20 protein-coding genes and 1 pseudogene are annotated in these 21,852 nt (G+C 74.9%); 5 read left to right on the top strand and 16 right to left on the bottom strand.

From position 1 onward, the window contains the following. Nucleotides 1–4: 4 nt before the first annotated feature. Complete coding sequence (locus ACFXHB_RS36810) at nucleotides 5–871, bottom strand: NAD(P)H-binding protein (RefSeq protein ID WP_380580061.1); 867 nt, start codon at nucleotides 869–871, stop codon at nucleotides 5–7. Between the two features lie 95 nt (nucleotides 872–966). On the opposite strand from ACFXHB_RS36810, the gene ACFXHB_RS36805 reads away from it, so the two are divergent. Beyond that, on the top strand, nucleotides 967–1,380 hold the full coding sequence (locus ACFXHB_RS36805) for a winged helix-turn-helix transcriptional regulator (protein ID WP_380580059.1): 414 nt from the start codon (nucleotides 967–969) through the stop codon (nucleotides 1,378–1,380). 766 nt (nucleotides 1,381–2,146) lie between these two features. On the opposite strand, the pseudogene ACFXHB_RS36800 reads toward ACFXHB_RS36805, so the two are convergent. From ACFXHB_RS36800 to ACFXHB_RS36790, 3 genes and pseudogenes are all read right to left on the bottom strand, one after another. Continuing rightward, a pseudogene (locus ACFXHB_RS36800) lies at nucleotides 2,147–2,692 on the bottom strand (esterase); the annotation flags it as partial. Between the two features lie 144 nt (nucleotides 2,693–2,836). After that, on the bottom strand, nucleotides 2,837–4,078 hold the full coding sequence (locus ACFXHB_RS36795; protein ID WP_380580057.1) for an acyl-CoA dehydrogenase family protein: 1,242 nt from the start codon (nucleotides 4,076–4,078) through the stop codon (nucleotides 2,837–2,839). Next, nucleotides 4,078–5,106, bottom strand: a complete 1,029-nt coding sequence (locus ACFXHB_RS36790) for a phosphotransferase family protein (RefSeq protein WP_380580055.1) — start codon at nucleotides 5,104–5,106, stop codon at nucleotides 4,078–4,080. The genes ACFXHB_RS36795 and ACFXHB_RS36790 overlap by 1 nt, the downstream gene beginning before the upstream one ends. Nucleotides 5,107–5,205: 99 nt before the next feature. On the opposite strand from ACFXHB_RS36790, the gene ACFXHB_RS36785 reads away from it, so the two are divergent. Then, nucleotides 5,206–6,300 carry a hypothetical protein gene (locus ACFXHB_RS36785; RefSeq protein WP_380580053.1) on the top strand — a complete coding sequence of 365 codons (1,095 nt, stop codon included), beginning with the start codon at nucleotides 5,206–5,208 and terminating at the stop codon, nucleotides 6,298–6,300. Nucleotides 6,301–6,348: 48 nt separating this feature from the next. On the opposite strand, the gene ACFXHB_RS36780 is transcribed toward ACFXHB_RS36785, so the two are convergent. The 7 genes from ACFXHB_RS36780 to ACFXHB_RS36750 form a co-directional block, all read right to left on the bottom strand. Beyond that, nucleotides 6,349–7,248 (bottom strand): Gfo/Idh/MocA family protein, encoded by a 900-nt coding sequence (locus tag ACFXHB_RS36780; protein WP_380580051.1) that lies wholly within the window; start codon nucleotides 7,246–7,248, stop codon nucleotides 6,349–6,351. Between the two features lie 99 nt (nucleotides 7,249–7,347). Then, nucleotides 7,348–8,016, bottom strand: coding sequence for an O-methyltransferase (locus ACFXHB_RS36775; RefSeq protein WP_380580049.1), 669 nt, complete (start codon nucleotides 8,014–8,016; stop codon nucleotides 7,348–7,350). Nucleotides 8,017–8,110: 94 nt separating this feature from the next. Next, nucleotides 8,111–8,782, bottom strand: coding sequence for a DedA family protein (locus ACFXHB_RS36770; protein WP_380580047.1), 672 nt, complete (start codon nucleotides 8,780–8,782; stop codon nucleotides 8,111–8,113). A 288-nt stretch (nucleotides 8,783–9,070) separates the two neighbouring features. Continuing rightward, complete coding sequence (locus ACFXHB_RS36765; RefSeq protein WP_380580045.1) at nucleotides 9,071–9,910, bottom strand: hypothetical protein; 840 nt, start codon at nucleotides 9,908–9,910, stop codon at nucleotides 9,071–9,073. Between the two features lie 61 nt (nucleotides 9,911–9,971). Continuing rightward, entirely contained in the window at nucleotides 9,972–10,850 is an 879-nt protein-coding gene (locus tag ACFXHB_RS36760) for a class I SAM-dependent methyltransferase (RefSeq protein ID WP_380580043.1), read from the bottom strand. A gap of 123 nt (nucleotides 10,851–10,973) precedes the next feature. Continuing rightward, nucleotides 10,974–11,768 (bottom strand): spermidine synthase, encoded by a 795-nt coding sequence (locus ACFXHB_RS36755; protein ID WP_380580079.1) that lies wholly within the window; start codon nucleotides 11,766–11,768, stop codon nucleotides 10,974–10,976. Nucleotides 11,769–11,839: 71 nt separating this feature from the next. Next, nucleotides 11,840–12,826 carry an alpha/beta hydrolase gene (locus ACFXHB_RS36750; protein ID WP_380580041.1) on the bottom strand — a complete coding sequence of 329 codons (987 nt, stop codon included), beginning with the start codon at nucleotides 12,824–12,826 and terminating at the stop codon, nucleotides 11,840–11,842. Between the two features lie 308 nt (nucleotides 12,827–13,134). Here ACFXHB_RS36750 and ACFXHB_RS36745 point away from each other — a divergent pair, with 308 nt between their 5' ends. Further along, nucleotides 13,135–14,556 carry a selenium-binding protein SBP56-related protein gene (locus tag ACFXHB_RS36745; RefSeq protein WP_380580039.1) on the top strand — a complete coding sequence of 474 codons (1,422 nt, stop codon included), beginning with the start codon at nucleotides 13,135–13,137 and terminating at the stop codon, nucleotides 14,554–14,556. A 13-nt stretch (nucleotides 14,557–14,569) separates the two neighbouring features. Here ACFXHB_RS36745 and ACFXHB_RS36740 read toward each other — a convergent pair whose 3' ends face one another. Together ACFXHB_RS36740 and ACFXHB_RS36735 are read right to left on the bottom strand one after the other, a co-directional pair. Next, nucleotides 14,570–15,853 (bottom strand): globin domain-containing protein, encoded by a 1,284-nt coding sequence (locus ACFXHB_RS36740; RefSeq protein ID WP_380580037.1) that lies wholly within the window; start codon nucleotides 15,851–15,853, stop codon nucleotides 14,570–14,572. Between the two features lie 183 nt (nucleotides 15,854–16,036). Next, nucleotides 16,037–16,975: a helix-turn-helix domain-containing protein gene (locus tag ACFXHB_RS36735; protein WP_380580035.1), complete on the bottom strand. Its 939-nt coding sequence runs from the start codon at nucleotides 16,973–16,975 to the stop codon at nucleotides 16,037–16,039. Nucleotides 16,976–17,075: 100 nt separating this feature from the next. Here ACFXHB_RS36735 and ACFXHB_RS36730 point away from each other — a divergent pair, with 100 nt between their 5' ends. Further along, nucleotides 17,076–18,206 (top strand): NAD(P)-dependent alcohol dehydrogenase, encoded by a 1,131-nt coding sequence (locus tag ACFXHB_RS36730; protein WP_380580033.1) that lies wholly within the window; start codon nucleotides 17,076–17,078, stop codon nucleotides 18,204–18,206. Nucleotides 18,207–18,396: 190 nt separating this feature from the next. On the opposite strand, the gene ACFXHB_RS36725 is transcribed toward ACFXHB_RS36730, so the two are convergent. The 3 genes from ACFXHB_RS36725 to ACFXHB_RS36715 all read right to left on the bottom strand — a co-directional run bounded on the left by ACFXHB_RS36725 (nucleotide 18,397) and on the right by ACFXHB_RS36715 (nucleotide 20,606). Then, nucleotides 18,397–19,026: a DUF6114 domain-containing protein gene (locus tag ACFXHB_RS36725; protein WP_380580031.1), complete on the bottom strand. Its 630-nt coding sequence runs from the start codon at nucleotides 19,024–19,026 to the stop codon at nucleotides 18,397–18,399. Nucleotides 19,027–19,028: 2 nt separating this feature from the next. Further along, nucleotides 19,029–19,676 carry a DUF6230 family protein gene (locus ACFXHB_RS36720; RefSeq protein WP_380580029.1) on the bottom strand — a complete coding sequence of 216 codons (648 nt, stop codon included), beginning with the start codon at nucleotides 19,674–19,676 and terminating at the stop codon, nucleotides 19,029–19,031. Between the two features lie 138 nt (nucleotides 19,677–19,814). Next, on the bottom strand, nucleotides 19,815–20,606 hold the full coding sequence (locus tag ACFXHB_RS36715) for a TetR/AcrR family transcriptional regulator (protein WP_380580027.1): 792 nt from the start codon (nucleotides 20,604–20,606) through the stop codon (nucleotides 19,815–19,817). 431 nt (nucleotides 20,607–21,037) lie between these two features. On the opposite strand from ACFXHB_RS36715, the gene ACFXHB_RS36710 reads away from it, so the two are divergent. Beyond that, nucleotides 21,038–21,709 (top strand): Tat pathway signal sequence domain protein, encoded by a 672-nt coding sequence (locus tag ACFXHB_RS36710; protein WP_380580025.1) that lies wholly within the window; start codon nucleotides 21,038–21,040, stop codon nucleotides 21,707–21,709. The last annotated feature ends 143 nt before the right edge of the window (nucleotides 21,710–21,852 follow it).

Below are 21,852 nucleotides of genomic sequence, written 5' to 3'. Positions count from 1 at the left end.
CGCGTCACCCGGTCGCGGCCGCGTTCCGCGCGATCACGTCCAGGGCCCGGCGCGGCGGCCGGCCGAGCAGGGCGGCGAGGTCCCCCGGCCCGCCCGGTCCGGCCAGGAAGCCGTGGGCGATCGCCGAGTACGTCCCGGCCACCATCGGCACCTGGAAGGCCTCGGCGCCGGAGGCCGCGACCGCCGTCCGCGCCCCGGCCAGGGTGCCCGGCCGGTACTCCACCGGCCGGCCGCCGGCCCGGGACAGCGCCGCCGCCACGTCCGCGCCGCCCACCGCCTGCTCGCCGACCAGTTCGTAGACCTGCCCGGCGTGCCCGGCCGGGGCCAGCGCCACGGTGGCCGCGACCTCGGCGAGGTCGGCGCGGGCGACCGCGGCCAGCCGGCCGTCGCCGAGCGGCGCGGTGATCACGCCGTCCTGGTCCGGCGCGGCCAGCGAGCCCAGCAGCTCGGCGTAGAGGCCGTTGCGCAGGATCGTCCAGCGCAGCGCCGTGGACGCGCGCAGCCGCCGCTCGGTCCAGCGGTGCGCCAGCGCGTAGGCCAGGTGGTCGCCGTCACCGGAGAGGCTGGTGTAGATCACGTGGTCGACACCGGCCCGCTCGGCGGCCTCGATCGCGGCCCGGTGACGGGCGATCACCACGTCGTCCTCGCCGTAGCCGGCCGAGATCAGCAGCAGCGTCCGCACCCCGGCGAAGGCGTCCGCCAGGGTCGGCGGCCGGTCGAAGTCCACCGTCCGGACCGGGACGCCGGGCGCCGCGGTCCGCTCCGGGGTGCGGCTGCCCGCCAGCACCCCGTCGAGCCCGCCGGGGAGCGCGGCCAGCCGCTCCAGCACCAGAGCGCCGAGTCCGCCGTTGACACCGGTGACGAGAAGCACCACTACCTCCAAGGTCCGTTCCGGGCCCGCGGCTCTCCGCGCCGCCCGGTGACCATCCTCGGTAGCCTGGGCGTTCGGCGTAAGGAGGCACTTTGATGTCAGTGGGGCACACCGCGGTAACCACCCCCCGGCCGGTGGTCTGGTGCGAGGACGGGGTGGACTGCGGGATCCGCGGGCTGCTGGACCGGCTCGGTGACAAGTGGTCGGTCCTGGTGGTGGTCGAACTCGCCGGGGGCGTCCGGCGGTTCCGCGAGCTCCAGCGCGCCGTGCCGGGCATCTCGCAGCGGATGCTGACGCTCACGGTGCGCCGGCTGGAGCGGGACGGCCTGGTGTCGCGGACCGTCCACCCGACCGTCCCGCCGCAGGTGGACTACGAGCTGACGGCGATCGGCCACAGCCTGACCCACCTGATCCGGGCGATGGCGGACTGGTCCTACGACCACCATGACGCGATCCTCGACTCCCGGCAGGACTGGGACGCCGCCAACCCGGACTCCGAGATCCGCTAGCGGCGCCCCGGACGGCGGGCCGGCAGCGGGCGAACTCCATCTCCGGGAACCGCGGCGAGGGCCCGTCCAGCAGGTGGTCGTCGTGCCCGCGCAGCCACCGGTCGAAGAACGAGGCGACGTACGCGCGGGTGGCGAGCACGGCCCGCTCCGGGCGGATCTCGCCGACGTCCGCCCGCAGCACCTCGCCCGTCACCGCGCCCTGACCGGCGAGTCGCGGCAGCAGTGACTGCGCGTCGGTGTACGAGCCGTGCTGGGAGCCGGTGAGGGTGACGTCGGCGCGCCAGCCCGTGCTGTGCCGCCAGAGGGCGTCCCAGCCGGGCTGCCGGTGGTAGTCGCCGGAGTCCGCGCTCCCGGTGCCCATCAGCAGGAACGGCCGGTCCAGACCGTCCTCGGCGACGCTGCTCAGGAAGACGCCCTCGCCGGTGGGTCCGGGGAAGTGCAGCTGGCCGTCCAGGTTGACGCCGGCGGTGATCCGCGGGTCGTCGTGCATGGTCTGGACGGCGGTGAACCCGCCCGCGGAGTGGCCGACCATGCCGATCCGGGTGAGGTCCAACGAACCCCCGAGGCCGGCCGGGAGCCGCCGGTCGGTGCGCAGCGCGGTGAGCTCGTCCAGCACGAAGCGGGTGTCGTCGACCCTGGTCCGCAGGGCCTTGCGCAGCAGGGCGCCGATGTCCAGGCCGGGGGTGCCGAGCATGCCCGGGAAGACGGACGTGGCCAGGCCGCCGTCCGGGAAGGCGACCTCGGAGGCGTCGTAGGTGTGGTCGACGGTGACCACCACGTAGCCGCGCGAGGCGAGGTCCTCGACCAGGGCGGTGCCCCAGGTGCGGGGGTCGCCGAGCCCCGGCGAGTAGAGCACCACCGGGCGCGGGCGGGCGCCCGGCAGCGCGGGGGCGTCCTGGCGGGCGTGGGTGCGGACCGCCGACCAGTCCGTCCGGCCGCTCAGCGTCCGGTAGTTGAAGACGGCCGCGCCGTCCGGACCGCCGAAGTGCTCGGCGGCGCGGGGCTCCATGTAGCGGGCACGGTCGTCGCCGGTCGCGGGGCGGGCGGTCGGGTACCAGAGGCTGATCATCAGCTCGCGGGCCCGCCCGGGCCGCCACGGGTCCGCCCGCCCGGCGTCGGTGAGGTGCACCGAGGTGGTACCGACCGGATAGGGCCCGGTGGGCTGCGGCAGCCAGGCGCTCGCCCGGCGCTCCGCCACGGCCGGCGCCGCCGTCGCCGCCGCCGGCGCGACCGCGCCGCCCAGCACCGCCGTGGCCGCCAGCAGCGCGACGATCCCCGTCCGCACGCCCGGCCCGTGTCCCCGCTTGCGCATGACTCCCCCAGCTCCTCGCCCTCGACGCCGCCGCCCACCGGCCGGCCCGTACCGAGACCGTACGGGCCGGGGTGGTGAACGAACGTCATACCGCGGAGCCAACCCCGTCCGTGCTACCGGGGTATGACACGCCCGGGACGGGGCCTACCGGTCACCCGACCGGTGGCGCCTGAGCTCCCGCCGGGCCAGCGAGCGCTTGTGCACCTCGTCCGGCCCGTCGGCCAGGCGCAGCGTGCGGTTGCCGGCCCAGAGCTGGGCGAGCGGGGTGTCCTGGCTGACGCCGGCCGCGCCGTGGGCCTGGACGGCCTTGTCGAGGATCCATTCGACGGTCCTCGGCGTGGCGATCTTGATGGCCTGGATCTCGGTGTGCGCGCCGCGGTTGCCGACGGTGTCCATCAGCCAGGCGGTCTTGAGTACCAGCAACCTCAACTGCTCGATCCTGACCCGGGATTCGGCGATCCAGTCCTGCACCACGCCCTGCTCGGCGAGCGGGCGCCCGAAGGCCACCCGCTCCAGCGTCCGGCGGCACATCAGCTCGACCGCGCGCTCGGCGATGCCGATGGCCCGCATGCAGTGGTGGATCCGGCCGGACCCGAGCCGGGCCTGGGCGATGGCGAACCCGGAGCCCTCGGTACCGATCAGATGACCCGCCGGGACCCGGACGGCGTCGAAGTCGACCTCGGCGTGCCCGCCGTGGTCGGCGTCGTCGTAGCCGAAGACCTTCATGCCCCGCCGTACGGTCACCCCGGGGGCGTCGCGCGGGACGAGGATCATGCTCTGCCGGCGGTGCGGTTCGGCGCCGGGGTCGGTCTTGCCCATCACGATGAAGATCCGGCACCGCGGGTTCATCGCGCCGGTGATGTACCACTTGCGGCCGGTGACGACGTACTCGTCGCCGTCGCGCTCGATCCGGGTGGCGATGTTGGTGGCGTCCGAGGAGGCGACGTCGGGCTCGGTCATCGCGAAGGCGGAGCGGATCTCGGCGTTCAGCAGGGGGCGCAGCCACCGCTCGCGCTGCTCGGCGGTGCCGAACTCGGCGAGCAGCTCCATGTTGCCGGTGTCCGGGGCGGCGCAGTTGAGGGCGGGCGGCGCGAGCTGCGGGCTGCGCCCGGTGATCTCGGCGAGCGGCGCGTACTGCAGGGTGGTCAGTCCGGCGCCGCCCTCCCCCGGCAGGCTACGCCGGTCCGGCAGGAAGAGGTTCCACAGTCCCCGCGCGCGGGCCTCGGCCTGGAGCTCGGCGACGATCGGCGGCACGTCCCAGGCGGGGCGGCCGGGGTCGGCCAGCTGGGCCTCCAGCACGGGTTCGGCCGGGTACACGTGCTGGTCCATGAAGGCCAGCAGGCGCTCGCGCAGCTCTTCGGTCCGGGCGTCGTAGGCGAAGTCCATCAGTGGTCCTTGAGGGTGCTCAGGCCGTGCTCGGCGAGGACGGGTGCGATCTCGGCGGCCCGCTCGAAGCCGGCGCCGAGGGTGCGGCCCTGCCGGAAGCGGGCGTGGATGCCCTCGGCGACGACGGCGAGTTTGAAGGAGGCGAAGGCCACGTACCAGTCGAGGTCGGCGGCCTCACGCCCGGTCAGTTCGGCGTACCGGGCGACGAGTTCACCGGCGGCGGGGAAGCCGGGGGCGGTGGCGGCGGCGGGGATGATGCCGCCCCCGACACCGGCGAGCTCGGTGTACATCACCAGCAGGCCGACGTCGGTGAGCGGGTCGCCGAGGGTGGACATCTCCCAGTCCAGGACGGCGGTGACGGCGTCGTGCTCGTCGACGAGCACGTTGTCGAGCCGGTAGTCGCCGTGCACGAGCGCGGGCGCCGGGGAGACCGGCAGCCGGGCGGCGAGCAGCCCGTGCAGCCGGTCGACGCCGGGCAGGTCGCGGCCGCGGGAGGCGGCGAGCTGGGTGGACCAGCGGCGCAGCTGGCGTTCCAGGTAGCCCTCGGGGCGGCCGAAGTCGGCGAGGCCGACCGCGGCCGGGTCGATCCGGTGCAACTCGGCGAGGGTGTCGACGAGCTGCCGGCCGAGGGCGTGGACGCGCCGCTCGCCGAGGGCGGCGAGCGGTCCGACCTCGCGGTGCGCGGTGCCGGGGACGTACTCCATCAGGTACCAGGGCGCGCCGAGGACATCGGTGCCGGTGTCCAGCAGCAGGGTCGTGGGGACGGGCACGCCGGTGCCGCGCAGGGCGGTCATCACCCGGTACTCGCGGCTCATGTCGTGGGCGGTGGCCAGGACGTGCCCGAGCGGGGGGCGGCGCAGCACCCAGCGGGAGGTGCCGTCGGTGAGCGCGTAGGTCAGGTTGGAGCGGCCGCCCTCGATCAGCTCGGCCCGCAGCGCGCCCCGGACGGTACCGGGCAGCTCGCGGTCCAGGTGGGCGCGGAGCCGGTCGAGGTCCGGGCCGGGCGGGTCGGCGGGGGTGTCGGGCATGGGCTCACTCTCCTGGTCGGCGGTGCTGACTAAGCGCTTGCTTAGCATTCAGCCGGGGGCTGCGCGCTGTCAATGCCGCCGGACCGCCACAATGTCGCCATGAGGTTGATCCACACCCTGGCGGGCGCGCTGATCCTGCTCCTGACCGTCGCGAGCGTCCTGCGCACCCTGGTCGTCCCGCGCGGCCTGTACTCGTCGCTGGTCCACCGCCTCTGGCGGGCGCTACGGACGCTCCTGCGGTGGTCGGCCCTGCCGTTCGGCACCTACCGCGCGCAGGACCGCGCGCAGACCTGGCTGGCGCCGCTGATCCTGGTCGGCATGCTCGGGGTGTGGCTCGGCAGCATGCTGCTCGCGTACACGCTGCTGCTGCACGGCACCTCACGGCTGGACTGGACGGTCTCCTTCCGGGAGGCCGGCTCCAGCCTGTTCACCCTCGGCTTCGCCAGCGGGGACCGGCTCCACCTGTCGGTCATCGACTTCATGGCCGCCGCCAGCGGCCCGCTGGTGATCGCCCTGCAGATCGCCTACCTGCCCACCCTGTACGGGGCCTACAACCGCCGCGAGGTGGAGGTGACGCTCCTGAAGTCGCGGGCCGGGGAACCGGCTTGGGGCCCGGAGCTGCTGGCCCGGCAGTCCCTGGTGGACACCGAGACCGCGCTCCCCGAGCTCTACCGCGACTGGGAGCGGCTCGCCGCGGACATCGGCGAGAGCCACTCCAACTACCCCGTGCTGCTCTCCTTCCGCTCCCCGCAGCCGAACCGCAGCTGGGTGGTGGGCCTGGTCGCCGTCCTGGACGCCGCCGCCATCCACCTGGCGGTCAACCCGCACTCGGCCCCGCCCGAGGCCCGGCTCGTCCTGCGCGCCGGGTTCACCGCGCTGCGCGACATCGGCCGCTCGTTGCGCGTCGACTTCGACCCGGACCCGGCCCCCGAGAGCCCGATCCGGCTCAGCTACACGGAGTTCGACGCGGCCGTGGCGATGATCACCGCCGCCGGCTTCCCCCGGGAGCGCTCAGCCGCCGACGCCTGGCCGCACTTCCACGGCTGGCGGGTCAACTACGAGTCGCTGGCCTACGAGTTGGCCCGCCGCAGCGACGCCGTCCCGGCCCTGTGGACCGGCCCGCGCGACTTCCCCGCCCCGCCCGTCCCGCCGGCCCGCCCGGCCGACCGCCGGCCGGGCACGACGACGCCGTAGGGCGGCGGCCGGGGCGTCCGGCCGCCGCCCCGCGGCGGGGGCACCGCGTCAGAGCTCGACCGGGCCGCCCCCGGCCAGCGAACGCTCGGCGGCGGCCAGGATCTCGACCACGCGCAGGCCGAACGCCGCGCCGCAGGGGTGCGGCTCACCGGTGCGCGCGGAGTCGCGCAGGGCGTCCAGGGCGCGGTGCAGTGCGGCGAGCGGCCCCTCGCCGCGCTCGGGGAGGTGGACCACGCCCGACTCGCCGCGCAACTCCATACCGGTGCCGCCGCCCGCGAGCGGCGTGGTCAGGCTGAGCGCGAGGGTGCTGGACGCGCCGCCGGCGTGCCGCAGGACGAGGTGGACGGTGTCCCGGGGGCCCGCCACCGCGGTCACCTGGACGGCGTCGCCGAGCACCGGGAGCAGCACCGAGAGCGCGTGCGGGCCGACGTCCCAGAGCGCGCCCTTCTCCTGCCGCCAGGGCGAGGCCGCGTACGGGCTGGTGCTCTCGGCGGCGAAGACCGAGCCCAGCCAGTCGGAACGGCCGGTGAACCAGCCGCCGGTGGCGGCCTGCTTCTCGATCCACGGCATCTGGTCACCGCCGAAGCGCACGGTGAAGAACACCACCGAGGCGACGTCGTGGGCCCGGGTGGCCTGGAGGACGCGCCGTGCGTCGGGGACGGTCAGCGCGACCGGCTTGTCCAGCAGCAGGTGGCAGCCGGCCTCGGCGGCCCGGACCGCGAGGTCCGCCTGGACGGTCGGCGGCAGCGCGATGGAGACGGCGTCCACCTCGGCCAGCAACCGGTCGAGGTCCTGATGGCCGGGCACCCCGTGCGCCGCGCCGAGCGCGGCGGCCGCCTCGGGCCGGCGGCCCCAGACGCCCGCGAACTCGAAGTCGGGGTGCTCCGCCAGTACGGGCGCGTGCACCCGCTCCGCCCAGGGGCCGGTGCCCAGCAGTCCGATCCGCATGCTCTCTCTTCTTCCTTGCTCGTAGCTGCCCGCCCGGCGGGTTCCGCCGGGTACGGCACGACTCCGTGCCGCACCCGGCGGCGCTCTGTTCGGCGCCGCTCAGCGCTGCACGCGGGCCAGGGTGAAACCGTCGTAGCCCTTGCTGCCGACCGTCTGCACGGAGGTCGCGGACACCCGTGGCTCGGCGGCGATCAGGTCGTGCAGCCGGCGGGTGGCGACCACCGCCGGGTCGGTGCTGTCCGGGTCGGCGACCGCGCCGCCGCGCACCACGTTGTCGACCACGATCAGCGAACCCGGCGCGGTGAGCTCCAGCGCGCGGGCGAAGTACTCGGGGTTGCTCGGCTTGTCCGCGTCGATGAAGACCAGGTCGAACGGCTCGGCGCCGCCCGCCACCAGCGCGGCCAGCGCGTCGGCGGCGGGGCCGAGCCGGACCTCGGCGACCTTCTCCAGGCCCGCCCGGGCGAGGTTCGCCCGGGCGACCGCGGCACGCGCCGGGTCGATCTCCAGGGTGATCAGGGTTCCGTCGGCGGGCAGCGCCCGGGCCAGCCAGATCGCGCTGTAACCGCCGAGCGTGCCCACCTCCAGGACGCGCCGCGCGCCCAGGGTGAGGGCCAGCAGGTGTAGCAGCTTGCCCTGGTTGGGCGCGACCGCGATGGGCGGCAGCCCGGCCGCCTCGGCGGCGGCCGCCGCGGCCTCCAGCGCCGGGTCGTGACCGACCAGGCGCTCGGAGAAGTACGCGTCCACCGCGTCCCACGTCTGCTTCGCCACAACGCCCTCCACCTGCTGCTTTACATGCCACCGCCGGGGTAGCCCGATGCTACCCCGGCGGGATGACGGCTCTGCTGGAACGCTCCGGGGCAGATCAGTCCGCCACGGGGGCCGCCGTCGCGGGCTCGGTGGCGGCGGCCGCCGCCTCCTCGGCCTCGCGGGCCTTGGCGGCCTTGCTCGCCCGGCGCTTCATCAGCCAGGCCGAGAGCGCACCGCCGGCCGCGGCCAGCAGCAGGCCCACCCAGGAGAACCGCGACAGCCACTGCTCGGCGACCTTGCCGACCTGGTACACCAGCAGCGTGGTGCCGCCGGCCCAGACCACGCCGCCCAGCACGTTGGCGATCAGGAACTTCCAGTACGGCATCTTCAGCGCGCCCGCCAGCGGACCGGCGAAGATCCGCAGCAGCGCGATGAAACGGCCGAAGAAGACCGCCCACATGCCCCACTTCTGGAACGAGCGCTCGGCGCTGGCCAGGTGGTCCGGCCCGAAGTGCCTGGGGAACTTCCGCCCGAGCTTCTCGAACAGCGGCTTGCCGCCCCTGCGCCCGATCGAGTAGCCGATCGAGTCGCCGATGATCGCTCCGAGGATCGCGCAGACCGCGACCCAGACGGGGCTGACCACGCCACGGGCGGACAGCAGCGCCGCCGACACCAGCGCGATCTCGCCGGGCAGCGGGATGCCCAGCGACTCCAGCCCGATGATCAGCGCGACCAGGGCGTACACCGCGCCCGGTGGGACGCTCTCGATCCAGGCGTCGATGTGCAAGGCCGTACCTCCGTGGCAGAACGAGATCCGGTCGCGGACGGGCGGTGCCCGGTCCGGTGGTCTCGGCGTCGATCGATGGCGGCACCAGGCCGCTCCCCGAGAGGGCAGCCTAACGTGCCGGGCGGCCTGTCCCCCCGGCCGATCACCCCCGATAACGACGTACGACGCCCCGCCGCGGTTCCCCCGGGACCCGGTCCGCCCGCCCCGGCCGTGCCCGGGACGGGCCGGATCCCCGCCCAGGTCCGAGGTTCGCCCGGCCCGGACGGACCCGCGGCAGGCGCCCGGCCCCTACGGTCGCTCGAAGTACTGCAGGACGCCCCCGGCCGAGAAGCACAGCGCGCCCACGAGGGTTCCCCAGTTGGCGATGCCGACGCTGACCAGACTGTCGGGCCCCGGACGGGTGAACGCGGCCAGCGCCGAGACCAGGAACAGCCCGGACCCGAACTGGTTGACCGCGACGATCCACCAGCCGAGGCTTCGCGAGCGCCGGCACGGGCGGCCGTGGCAGACCTCGACCAGCGCGAGATGCCCCGAGACCAGGAACAGCACGCACCCGACGAGGTCGGGGGCCCAGATCAGCCGGTTCGCCTGCTGGGCCGACAGCCCCTGGAGGAAGGAGTCCAGCAGGTTGACCCCGAACACCAGCGTCCCGGCGAACAGGACGAAGGTGCTCAGCCAGTCGATCCGCGCGGGCTCGTAACTCCACCACCGCCACCCGCCCGCGACCAGCGAGTCGGTCGCCCCGGAGCGACGGGGCGCGTTGATCGCCTGGAGCAGCGAGGTGTAGCCGCCGGTGTTGAAGAAGAGGCCCCCCACGAAGTAGACCGAGGCGATCGCGGCCGGTCCGGCCGCCCCGGCCTGGGCAATCCCGGCGCCCAGCGCGAACAGGGCCCCGCCGATCGTGAACGCGACGGCGGCGAGGGTGTTGAGGGTGCGCAGGCGGTGCAGCGTCGCCTCGTCCGCCCGGCGCGGCGCGGCCGGCGCCCCGCCCTCGGGACGGACCCTGAGCGCCCCGCGCTTGCGGGCCAGCCGCGACTCCCAGACGGCCGAGCCGCCCTCGGCGGGCCGCCAGGTGAGCCGGGTCGTGAAGGGTCCGGCGCCTTCGGCGCGCTCGTCGGGGCGAACCACGGCGCCAGCCTAGCCCCGCGGCGCCCGCCCCGCCCGGGAGCGACACCGCGCGGCGCGGCCGCTACGACCGCGCGGGCCGATCGGGACGCGCAGGCCGCTCGGGCTGATCGGCGAAGTCGACGACGGTGACCGACGGGCGGTGGGTGGCCAGCGGCGGGACGGTCAGCGCCAGCGGCAGCAGGGCGCCGAGCGCGCCGCGCCCGCCGGCCGGCCGGACGTCCCGCACCCCGGCCACCGCCGGGCCGGCGGTGCGGAGCTTGCCCCGTTCGCGCGCGTCCATCGCCCACGGCATCGGCGGCGGCTCGTACGTGTGGGAGCGCATCCTGCCGGTCAGGGTGAGCCGGCCGAACCAGCGTGGTACGGCGTCCAGCACCAGCGAGCCGCCCGGGAACCGCTCCGCGCAACCCGCGATCAGGGCCCGGACCCGCGCCGGCCGCAGGTACATCAGCAGGCCCTGCGCGGTGACCAGCACCCCCTGGTCGCGGTCCACCGCGTCCGCCCAGGCCAGGTCGGTGGCGTCGGCGGCCAGGTAGCGCTGGCGCGGCCCGGGCGGCAGCAGCCGCTCGCGCAGCGCCACAGACTCGGGAAGGTCCACGGTGAGCCAGCGGGCCCGCCCGTTGTCGACCCGCCAGTACTGCGTCTCCAGCCCCTCCCCCAGGCAGACCACGGTGCCGCGCGGCTCGCGGGCCAGGAAGTCCGCCACCTCGCGGTCGAAGCAGGCCACCCGCAGGGCCTGCAGCTGGGCCTGGGTGCCGCTGGTCCCGAACCGGTCGGCGAACGGGTAGTCGATCCGGTCGACCAGCTCGACGGCCTTGGGATCGCGCAGCACCCCGTCCGGCCGGCGGGCCTCGACGGCGCGCTGGTAGAGCGTCCAGAGCGCGGTCTCGGGCACGGCGGCGAGCTCGGCCGGCAGCGGTACCGACGGTTCGTCAGGGGCCACCTGGGTCTCCTCGGGAACGGCGGGGGGATGCGGCGGGGGCGAATGCGACGGGGGCGGTGCGCTCGCGGACCGGGGTCGGCGGTGCTCCCGACAGTCTGGCACCGGGCCGGGGCGGCGGCCCGCTCAGCCGACGCTGAACGCGCCGTCCGGGGGCGGCGGGGAGTCCGTCGCCGCGGCGTCCGTCACCACCGCCGTGCGGGCGGTGAACGCGGCCAGGTCGGCGCCCTCGGTGAGCCGGGCGGGGAAGACGTCCGCGGCGAGCCGGCGGGAGAGGTCGGCCACCGGGAGCGGGCTCGCGGAGCCGACCAGCAGGATGTTGCCGTAGCGCCGGCCCCGCAGCACCGGGGCCTCGGCGATCAGGCAGACCTCCGGGAAGACGGCGCGGACCGTCGCCGCCTGGGCGCGGGCGAAGGCCAACGGCGGACCGTCCGCGAGGTTGGCGGCGTAGCACCCGCCGGGGCGCAGCGCGGCGGCCGCCAGTCGGAGGAACTCCACCGAGGTGAGGTGCGCCGGGGTGCGCGAACCGTGGAAGACGTCGGCGACGACGAGGTCCAGCGAGCCGGGCGCGACCACCGCCAGGGCCTCCCGCGCGTCGCCGACCGTCGCCGTGATGTCCGCTCCCGGCCCCTGCCAGGGCAGGTGCTCCTCGACCAGGGCGAGCAGCGGGCCGTCGACCTCGGCCACCCGCTGGCGCGAGCCGGGGCGGGTGGCGGCGAGGTAGCGGGGCAGGGTGAGGGCGCCGCCGCCGAGGTGGAGCGCGTCGAGCGGCTCCCCGGCGGGGGCGAGGGCGTCGACGAGGTGGCCGATCCGCCGGGTGTACTCGAACTCCAGGTGGGTCGGGTCGCCCAGGTCGACGTAGGACTGCGGGGTGTCGTCGAGGGTGAGCAGCCAGCCGCCGTCGTGGTCGATGTCGGGCATCAGCTTGGCGTACCCGAGGTCGGTGCGGCGGCCGACCGGGCGCGGCTCCTCCTCGTGCGGGCCGGGCGGGTTCACGAGGACTCCGGCAGGGAGGGCTCCGGCAGGGGGGACTGCGGCAGGTAGGCGCCGAGCCAGCGGTCGAGTTCGGTGAAGAGCTGGGTGCGGGCCGCCTCGCCGGACAGGACGAGGTCGTGCATCCCGCCCTCGATCCGGACGATCGTGACGTGCCGGCCCAGCCTCGGGCCCTCGGCGGCGATGTCGTCGGCGCGCAGCACGGCGTCGGCGTGGTGCAGCTTGGCCTGCCAGGTGGTGGTGGCGATCGAGGCGGTGGAGGCCATCAGCAGCACGGGGACGTCGATGCCGAGCCCGCGCCGGAGGCGGCGCTGGCCGCGGTGGATGGCGGCCAGCCAGCCGGCGTACAGCGGGAAGCCCTCGGCGGGCTTGAGGCGGAGGTCGAAGTCCCACTCGCCGCGGTGGTCGCGGTGCAGGCTGTGCACGTAGTGCGGGTTGAGCGTGGAGGGCAGCTTGCGGGTGGCGGCGAGGCGGCCGAGGGCCTCCACGGCGGGGCCGCCGAGGGTGCGGACCGCCGGGGCGGCGGGCATCGAGAGGAACGGGCTGTTGAGGAAGAGCCCGTCGACCACGCCCCGCCCGGCCCGGCGCCCGGCCCACAGCGCGGTGACCAGGCCGCCGGTGGAGTGGCCGTTGACCAGCAGCTCCCGGTGCCCGTCGAGCTCCCGGACGACCCGCACCGCGGCGTCCAGTTCCTCGTCGTAGGCGGCGAGGTCGCGGACGAAGTTCGGCGACTGGTGCGGGCGCAGCGAGCGGCCGTACTTGCGCAGGTCGAGCGCGTAGAAGGAGTAGCCGAGCTCGACGAAGTGGTCGGCGAGGTGGGTCTGGAAGAAGTAGTCCACGTACCCGTGGACGTAGAGCACCGCGCGCCGGCTGCCCGGGACGAGCCGGCGGACCAGGGTGGCACTGACGGCGCCCTCCTCGTCGGGGGCGAGCGGCAGCTCGACCGCCTCGTAGGGGGCACCCAGGATGTCTTCTCGGAACTCCATGTCCGCCGTACCCATCTTCCGCTCCGCCTGCCGTGGCAGGGACCGCCGTTCCGGAGCACCGACGATACCGGCCGGTAGCTCCGGCGTGCTCGGCAGGCCGCGGCGGACGGCGGCGCGCCGTGCCCGGCGGACGGCGGCGCGCCGTGCCCGGCGGCATCGGCCCACCCGGCCCGGCGACGGCGGGCCCGGGCGGCGGGCGGGCCGGACCGCTCCGCTCCCCGTGCGCCTGCTGTGCGCCCGCGATCCTGTGGAACGCTACCCGGACCAAAGTCACTTCCCTTGCCCAAGAGGCGAGTTGAGGAGCGAGTATGCCGCACGGAGACCATTCGCAGCCCGGTCACAGCGATCCGTCCCTCTACCGCACGCCCGCGGAGGCGATCGCGGCGCCACCGGAGAAGTTGGCCTACGTCGCCGGATTCGACCGGTCGGCGCGGCGGCCGGACGCGCTGATCACCGTCGACACCGATCCGGCCTCGCCGAGCTACGGCCGGGTGCTGAACTTCGCCGAGCTGCCCGGGCTCGGCGACGAGCTGCACCACTTCGGCTGGAACGCCTGCTCCAGCGCGCTCGCGCACGCCTGCCACGAGAACCCGGAGCGGCGCTACCTGCTGCTGCCCGGGCTCCGCTCGTCCCGGCTGCACGTGATGGACACCCGGCCGGATCCGGTCCGGCCGCGCCTGGTGAAGACCGTCCCCGCCGAGGAGCTGGCGGCCAGAGCCGGGTACTCGCGCCCGCACACCCTGCACTGCGGTCCGGACGGCGTCTTCCTCTCCTGCCTCGGCGGCGGGGACGGCGCGGACGGGCCGGGCGGGGTGGCCCTGCTCGACCACACCACCTTCGACGTCCTGCGGGCCTGGGAGACCGAGCGCGGACCGCAGCACCTCGCCTACGACGTGTGGTGGCACCTGGGGACCAACGTGGGGATCACCAGCGAGTGGGGCACGCCGTGGATGGTCGAGGACGGCGTGGTGCCGGAGCTGCTGCTGGGCCGCAAGTACGGCCACGCGCTCCACTTCTGGGAGCTGGACACCGGCCGGCACCTGCAGCGGATCGACCTGGGCGACCAGTACCAGATGGTGCTGGAGCTGCGACCCGCCCACGACCCCCAGGCGGAGTGGGGCTTCGTCGGCGTGGTGGCCAACGTCGAGGACCTCTCCTCCTCGGTCTGGCTCTGGTACCGCGACGGCGCGGCCTTCACCGCGCGCAAGGTGATCGAGATCCCCGCCGAACCGGCGAAGCCCGAGGACCTGCCGCCGGCGCTGCAGCCGTTCGGCGCGGTGCCGCCGCTGGTGACGGACATCAACCTGTCGGTGGACGACCGCTGGCTGTACGTCTCCGCCTGGGGCACCGGCGAGTTGTTCCAGTTCGACGTGTCGGACCCGTTCCACCCGCGTCCGACGGGCTCGGTGCGGCTCGGCGGGGTCGCCGCGCGGACGCCGCACCCGGCCGAACCCGACCGCCCGCTCAGCGGCGCGCCGCAGATGGTCGAGATCAGCCGGGACGGGCGGCGGCTCTACCTCACCAACTCGCTGTACGGCGCCTGGGACGACCAGTTCTACCCGGACGGCATCGAGCCCTGGATCATCAAGCTGGACGCCGACACCGAGGCGGGCGGGCTCACCGTCGACCCGCGGTTCTACCCGCACGGCGCGGACTTCGGCGGCCTGCGGGTGCACCAGACCCATCTGGCGGGCGGTGACGCCTCCTCGGACTCGTACTGCTTCCGCTGAGCGGGCCCGGCCCTCAGACCCGCCCCAGCGGCGGGTCGTGACGGACCCGGGCGGGCGGCAGGCCGGCGGCGACCAGACGGGCGCGGACCTCGTCCACCATGCCGGGCGGGCCGCTGACGCAGGCGAGGTGGTCGGACCAGTCCCGATGGCGGCCGACCGCGTCGGCGAGCCGGCGGCCGGCACCCGCCCCGGCGGCGCCGTCGGCGACCGGGATCAGCTCCAACCAGGGCTTGCGGCTGCCCAGTTCGGACAGCGCGGGCCAGTCGTAGAGGTCGGCCGCGGCCCGGGCGCCGACGAAGAGGTGGACGGTGCGACCGCGCGGGCGGTGCCCGGCCAGCTCCTCGACGATCGCCTTCATCGGGGCGAGCCCGGTGCCGCCGGCCACCAGCAGCAGGTCACGCGCGCCGTCCTCGGGCATCAGCGAGCCGCGCGGCGGGCCGAGCCGCAACCGGTCGCCGACCGCGGTGCGCTCGACGAGCGCCTCGCTGACGCCCCCGGGGCCGGTGCGGCGGACATGGAACTCCACCTCGTTGTCCGCGCGCGGGGCGCAGCCCATCGAGTACTGCCGCCAGGTGTGCGCAAGCCCCGGGTGCTCGACGGTGCCGTACTGGCCGGGCCGGTAGGGGTAGGGCTCGCCGGTGCGCACCCGCAGCACCGCGAGGTCGGGGCGGCGGCGCTCGTGGCCGACCACCACGGCGTGCCAGTACGGGGGTTCGGCGAGCGCGGACTCGGCGCCCGCGCTCATCGCCGCCACGGCGAAGCGCAGCATCCGCACCCAGGCGGCCTCCAGGTCCTCGCTCCACCGGGCGCCGGCGCGGTGCCGGAGCGCCTCGCGGACGGCCTCCTCGAAGGCCTCGAAGTGAACCGGGCGGACTCCCAGCTTGCGGTGGTCGCGACCGAGCTGGGCGAGCGTGGCGGCGAGCTCGTCGGGGTGGTGGAGGTGCTCGATGAGATGACCGAACATCCGTGCCAGATGGGCCTCCTGGAACTCCATCGAGGCGGGGAAGAGCGCGCGCAGATAGGGCCGGCGGCGGAACATCACGGCGTAGAGGTGATCGATCAGCTCGGCGAGCGGGGCGACGGATCCGAGGGTGTCCAGGATCAGCCGCTGGTCGGCGGCGCCTTCGTGGCCCTCGGCGCCGCCGTAACCCCCGGCGCCGGTCCAGGCGGTCCCGGCCGGCCGGTCCGCGCCCGGCGCGGACGACGCCGGCACGAGCAGCTGCCGGCGCAGGCGCATCGCGTGGTGGCGCGCGATCAGCCGGTCGTACTCGGTGGTGGCGGTGCTGGTGATCTCCATGCCCGAAAGCCTAATCACCCGTCAGATACCTGACAGACGACGGCCGTTCACCTCTGTTCGGCGCTTTCGGGCAGGGCGGGGCCCGGACGGCCGCAGGTCCAGTAGACGGCCCGGCGAGGGGGGTGCGGAAGGGCCGATCGTCCCGGTGCGCCCGGGACGACCGGCCTCCTCGGGCGGGCGCGATCAGGACTCCCGGCCCGGCGGGCGCGCGTCCGGCGCGCCGCCCGCGGCCCCGCCCCCGGCCGGGGCCGCGGTGCCGGCCGGCCCCACCGGACCGGCCGGCTCGGGTGCGGCCCAGCTGGCCAGCAGTCGCAGCGACTCGGCCGAGGCCGTGCCGGGCTCGGCGTGGTAGGTGACCAGCACCAGGTCGGGCTCCCCGGCCGGGCGCAGCGTCTCGTACCGCAGGGTCAGCGGGCCGACCACCGGGTGGTGCAGCCGCTTCGTCCCGTGGCCCTTGTCGCGGATGTCGTGCGCGGCCCAGAGCCGCCGGAAGTCGGCGCTCTTGAGGGAGAGTTCGCCGATCAGCGAGGCCAGCCGGGGGTCGTCCGGGTCGCGCCCGGCGTCCAGCCGCAGGATCCCCACCACATCGGTGGCCTTGCCCTCCCAGTCGTCGTAGAGCAGGCGCGCCGCCGGGTCGAGGAAGGCGTGCCAGGCCATGTTGCGGTGCTCGGGCGCCAGGGCGGCGAAGTCCCCGAGCAGCGCGTTGCCGAGCCGGTTCCAGCCGATGATGTCCAGCCGCCGCCCGAGCACGTAGGCCGGAACGCCCTCCATCACGTCGAGCAGCTGCTGCAGTTCGGGGCGGACCCGCTGCGGTCGGGCGGTGGCGCGCCCGGTCCGGCGGCGGGCGGGCTTGGTGATCCGCTGGAGGTGCTCGCGCTCGGCCGGGGTGAGGCGCAGGGCACGCGCGATGGAGTCCAGGACGGCGGCGGAGACGCTCTCGCCGTGCCCCTGTTCGAGGCGGACGTAGTAGGCCGTGCTCACCCCCGCCAGCTGCGCCAGCTCCTCCCGGCGCAGCCCGGGGACGCGGCGGCGGGTGCCGTGGTCCGGCAGGCCGACGTCCGCGGGCTGCAGCCGGGCACGGCGCGACCGGAGGAATTCACTGAGTTCGGTGCGCTGGTCCATGCTCCCGAGTATGAGGGTGAGCCTGCCAGTCGTACGTTGGGCGTGCGTACGACAAGCGCAGGTCTGGTTGCCCGCGCCGGGCCGCCGCAGGCTGGAGCACATGACGAACACGACGAACGCCGGAACGAACACGGCGAGCACCACGGGTACGGACGGCACGACCACGCACACCGCCGCCACCGCGGCCCGGACCGTCGCCGCCTACGCGGCCCCGGCCCCGAAGGCTCCGCTGGAGAAGACCGTCGTCCCGCGCCGGGCGCTGGGCGCGCACGACATCCTGATCGACGTCCGCTTCGCGGGCATCTGCCACTCGGACATCCACCAGGTCGGCGAGGACTGGGGCGACGGCATCTTCCCGATGGTCCCGGGCCACGAGATCGCCGGCGTGGTCGCCGAGGTCGGCCCGGGCGTGACCCGCTGGACGGTCGGCGACCGGGTCGGGGTCGGCTGCTTCGTCGACTCCTGCCGGGAGTGCGACAACTGCCTGGCCGGGCTGCAGCAGTTCTGCACCGGCGCCGGGGGCCCGGTGTTCACCTACAACGGCGTCGGCCGGGACGGTGAGCCCACCTACGGCGGCTACTCCTCGCAGCTGGTGGTCGACGAGGGGTACGCCCTGCGCATCCCGGAGGCGCTGGCGCTGGACACCGCGGCACCGCTGCTCTGCGCCGGCATCACGCTCTACTCGCCGCTCAGCCGCTGGGGCGCGGGCCCGGGCAAGAAGGTCGCGATCGTCGGCCTCGGCGGGCTCGGCCACATGGGAGTGAAGATCGCGCACGCCAAGGGCGCCGAGGTCACCGTGCTCAGCCAGTCGCTGCGCAAGCGCGAGGACGGCCTGCGGCTCGGCGCGGACGACTACCGGGCCACCTCCGACCCGGCCGTCTTCACCGAACTGGCCGGCACCTTCGACCTGATCGTCAACACCGTCTCCGCCGACCTCGACCTGAGCGCCTACCTCGGGCTGCTGAGGGCGGGGGGCACGCTGGTCCAGGTCGGGGCGCCGGAGAAGCCGGTCACGATTCTCGCGCAGGCACTGCTGACCGGCGGCAAGTCGCTGTCCGGTTCGATGATCGGGGGGCTCCCGGAGACCCAGGAGATGCTCGACTTCTGCGCCGAGCACCAGGTCACCGCCGAGATCGAGCTGATCCGCGCCGACCAGATCAACGAGGCGTACGCGCGGGTGCTGGCCAGCGACGTGCGGTACCGCTTCGTGATCGACGCCTCGACGATCTGAGCGGGGCTTCCGGGCACGCTCCCGGCCGGGTACGTCCGCCCGGCCGGAAGCGTGCCCGGCGGACGTACCCGGGGACGGCGCCCCGCCAGTGGTGCTCTCCCTTCACCACGGGCGGGACCGTGCCACGGCCGGCGCGTCCCACGGCCCCGGCCGGGCACCCGGCCCGGTCGGGGCCTCGCGGGTGCTCCGCTCAGGCGCCGGCCGGACCGGCCGCCTCGCCTCCCGGCGCCTTGCCTCCGGACACCGGACCCCCGGGCGCCGTACCCCGCGCCGCCGCCCGGCGGGCCCGGCGCCGGCGCGGCGGCTGGTCCGGCAGCCACCCGAAGCTCAGGCAGGCGCCCACCGCTCCGAGCATCATGCCGATCAGGAAGCCCCCGAGGTTGGAGGTGAGCCAGCTGGCCAGCGAGGCGAGCACCCCGAGCACGGAGTAGAACAGCCGCTGCGCCGGGTTGAACAGGATCAGCGCGCCGCAGATCACCATCACGACCGGTACCAGGTAGCCGGCCAGTCCCTGCATGCCGATGTGCAGGATGACCGGCAGCGGCGCCTTCAGGGTGAAGAGGATCTCGGCGCCGCCCAGCAGGACCAGCAGGCCGCCCCAGAACGGCCGCCGGTCCCGCCAACCGCGCCATCGCCCGGTGGCCCGGGCCGGCGCGACTGGGTCGGCGGGACCGCCCGGGTCGGCGGCCGCCGCGCTCGCGGGACCGGCGGGAGAACCATCGGTGCCGGCTCCACCGGGACGGCCGCCCGTGGCGGGCTCCGCGGTGGCGACGGGATCGGCCGCCGAGGGGCCGGCGCCGCCGGGTACGGGATCGGCCACCGTCAGCAGCCCTCCGAGCTGAAGCTCAGCCGCAGGTGCGGCAGCTTGAACGCCGCAGCGGTGGTGGCGTAGTTGTGCTGCCGCAGATTGCGGATGGTGACGGTGTCCGCCTGCTGCCCGAACACGCCCGGCAGGCCCTGGACGCCGGCCTTGGTGTAGGTACTGGCGTCCCCGCCGATCTCGATGTTCTTGAACGACGCGTCGCCGGAGACCAGGTCCGAGTCGGTGGTGAGGTCGGTGGCGGTGACGGGCGTGCCGGCATCACCGGCCTTGATCAGCAGGTTGATGCCGCCGAGATCGACGCTCTGGCAGAGCTTGGTGAGTTCGGCCTGCTTGATCGCCGAGACGATGACCAGGACCTGCCCGCCGGTGTCCCCTTCGTTCGGACTGCCCTCGATCATGTGGTCCAGGCTGCCGAACTGCTCGAACCCGACGCCCTCCAGGCTGTCGGCGGTGACGGTGAACGGCATGCCGGAGATGGCGAACTGGGCGGCGAGGACGCCCTGCGCCGTGAGGGTCATCAGGACGGCGCCGACGACGGCGGCCGGTACGGCCATCAGGGCGGTGCGCCGCAGCCGGACCCGTCCTCTCGACTCGGCGGGCGCGTCGGTGCTCTCGGGTGTGGGGGCGGCGTCCTCGGACGTGGCCATGTGTGCTCCCTCGGGTGGTGGGACGGGCAGGCACTGGCACGTTGCCCTGGCGCGGACAGCGTTCCGCGGCCCGGCCGGGTGGGCCGCCCCTCGGCAGCGGGGCGGGCCGGTCGGACCGCGGGGTGGATTACTGGGAAGCTACTGCTCAGTAGACGACGGGTCAATACGGGTGCACGAAGGATCATCGTCCGCTCTCACGGCCGTCGGCGCCGGGCCCGGAGCGAGGTCGGCCACCGCCGCCAGCCGGCGGGCGGCCTCCTCCGGACCGAGGAAGGGCGCCAGGCAGAACAGGCTCAACATCCCCAATCGATCAGGGAGTTCGCTGGTCCGGCCGGCGTCGACACAGCGGTAGAGGGTGCTGTAGACGCCGCCGACCACGGCGTCCACCATCGGCTCCACCGCCACCGAGCAGGGCAGTTGGGGCACCTCGGCGAAGAACGCCCGGAACCGGGTGAGGAGTTGCTCGCGCTCACGGCGTCCGGCCGGGCCGACCGACTCGATCTCGATCACCGCCATGGTGGCGAAGGCCGGGACGCGGGCCAGCAGGTCGAGCATCGCGCGCAGGGCGTCGTGAATGCCGGCGCACCAGTCCGGAGCCGCCGCGAAGGCGGCCGCCATCCGCCGGACCACCACGCCGGTGCCGTGCCGGTGGGTGGCCAGGAAGGCGTCCTCCTTACCGCTGAACAGCTCATAGAACACCGGCCTGGTCACCCCGGCCGCGCGGCAGATGTCGCTCACCGTGGCCCGCTGGTAGCCGTGCTCCGCCACGGTGTGGACCAGCCCGTCGAGCAGGCGTTCCCGCTGGGTGGCGGCGACCACGCCGGGGGGCAGCCGACTGGGACCGCGCTTGATCGACCGCGCCGGGTCGCGACCCGCTCGCGCCCCGGGCAACAGCAGCGCCTCGGCACCGTGGACGGCATCCAGGTCCATCGCCAACTCCTGTGCTCAGTATTGACATTGACGCAAGGGCTGGTTTACAACACTCGCAGGTTTCCAATCGGACGGCACTGAGCCGCCGGAGACCCCCACGCGTTCCGACTGTTCAGTATGGCGAACGCATGCCCGGCGGTGGCAGCCGTCGACGTGCACCCCACCGCACCTCATCGCACTGCCCGCACCACACCGCCGCGTTCCCCGCAGCACCGCGCCACCTGCGCCCGCGCAGGTCGTGCACCTCCCGCACCTCCCGCACCTCCTCGCCGTACGGACGGGCCCGTGGCGCCGGGCCCGCCCACGGCACCGGACGCGTGTCCCCACCCCCGCACCACACCGCCGCGTGCACCGCGGCCACCCCGCCGCGCGTACCTCCGCGCGAACCCGCGGGCTCCCCCACCCGATCCCGTACGGAGAGAGGCACCCCCATGCGCATCCGCCACACCCTCGGCGCCGCGGCCCTGGCCGCCGTCGCCCTGGCCACCGCCGGCACCGGCCCGGCCCAGGCCGCCGGCTCCACCGTCCTGACCCACACCTCCGTCGGCGGCCCCGCCGTCGCCGTCGGCGACGTCCTCACCGCCGACCTGGTCTCCGGCAGCTACGCCACCTTCTACTCCAGTGCCACGGGCACGAGCGGCATCAAGTGTGCCACCTCGTCCTTCTCCGCCACGGTGACCGGCAACCCGGCGGCCCCGGGCGTGGCCACCGAGAGCCTCAACAGCCACATCTTCGGCTCCTGCACCGCGAACGTCATCGGTGTCACCGGCGTCAAGAGCATCACCGTCAACAACCTGCCGTACACCAACTCGGTCAGCGACGCGGCCGGCAACCCGGTGACGCTCAGCCCGACGGCGGCCGGTCCGCTGCAGACCACGGTGGTGCTGAACACCATCCTGGGGACCACCACCTGCGTGTACCGCGCGCCGGGCAGCATCGCCGGCACCACCAGCAACACCGGTCAGACCATCGGCTTCGCCTCCCAGGCGTTCGCCAAGGTCTCCGGCCCGAGCACCTGCTTCGCCACCGGCTACTTCACCGCCACCTACGGACCGGTGCTCGACGGCTCGGTGGCCGGCAGCCCGCACGTCTACATCAACTGACCTTCCTCGCAGGGCAGTAGGCGGAAACGACGAGGAGCGGGGGGGGGGGGGGGGAGATTGGGCCGCCCGCCCCCCCGGGGCGGCGGGGGGGAACACCCGCGGGATAACCCCCGGGCGGCGGCGCGCCCCCCCCCCCCGGGGCG

The sequence above is a fragment of the Kitasatospora sp. NPDC059327 genome, from assembly GCF_042752535.1.
Classification (GTDB): Bacteria; Actinomycetota; Actinomycetes; order Streptomycetales; family Streptomycetaceae; genus Kitasatospora.
Note: the sequence above shows the minus strand (reverse complement) of the source record. Positions and strands in the feature narration are given on the sequence as shown.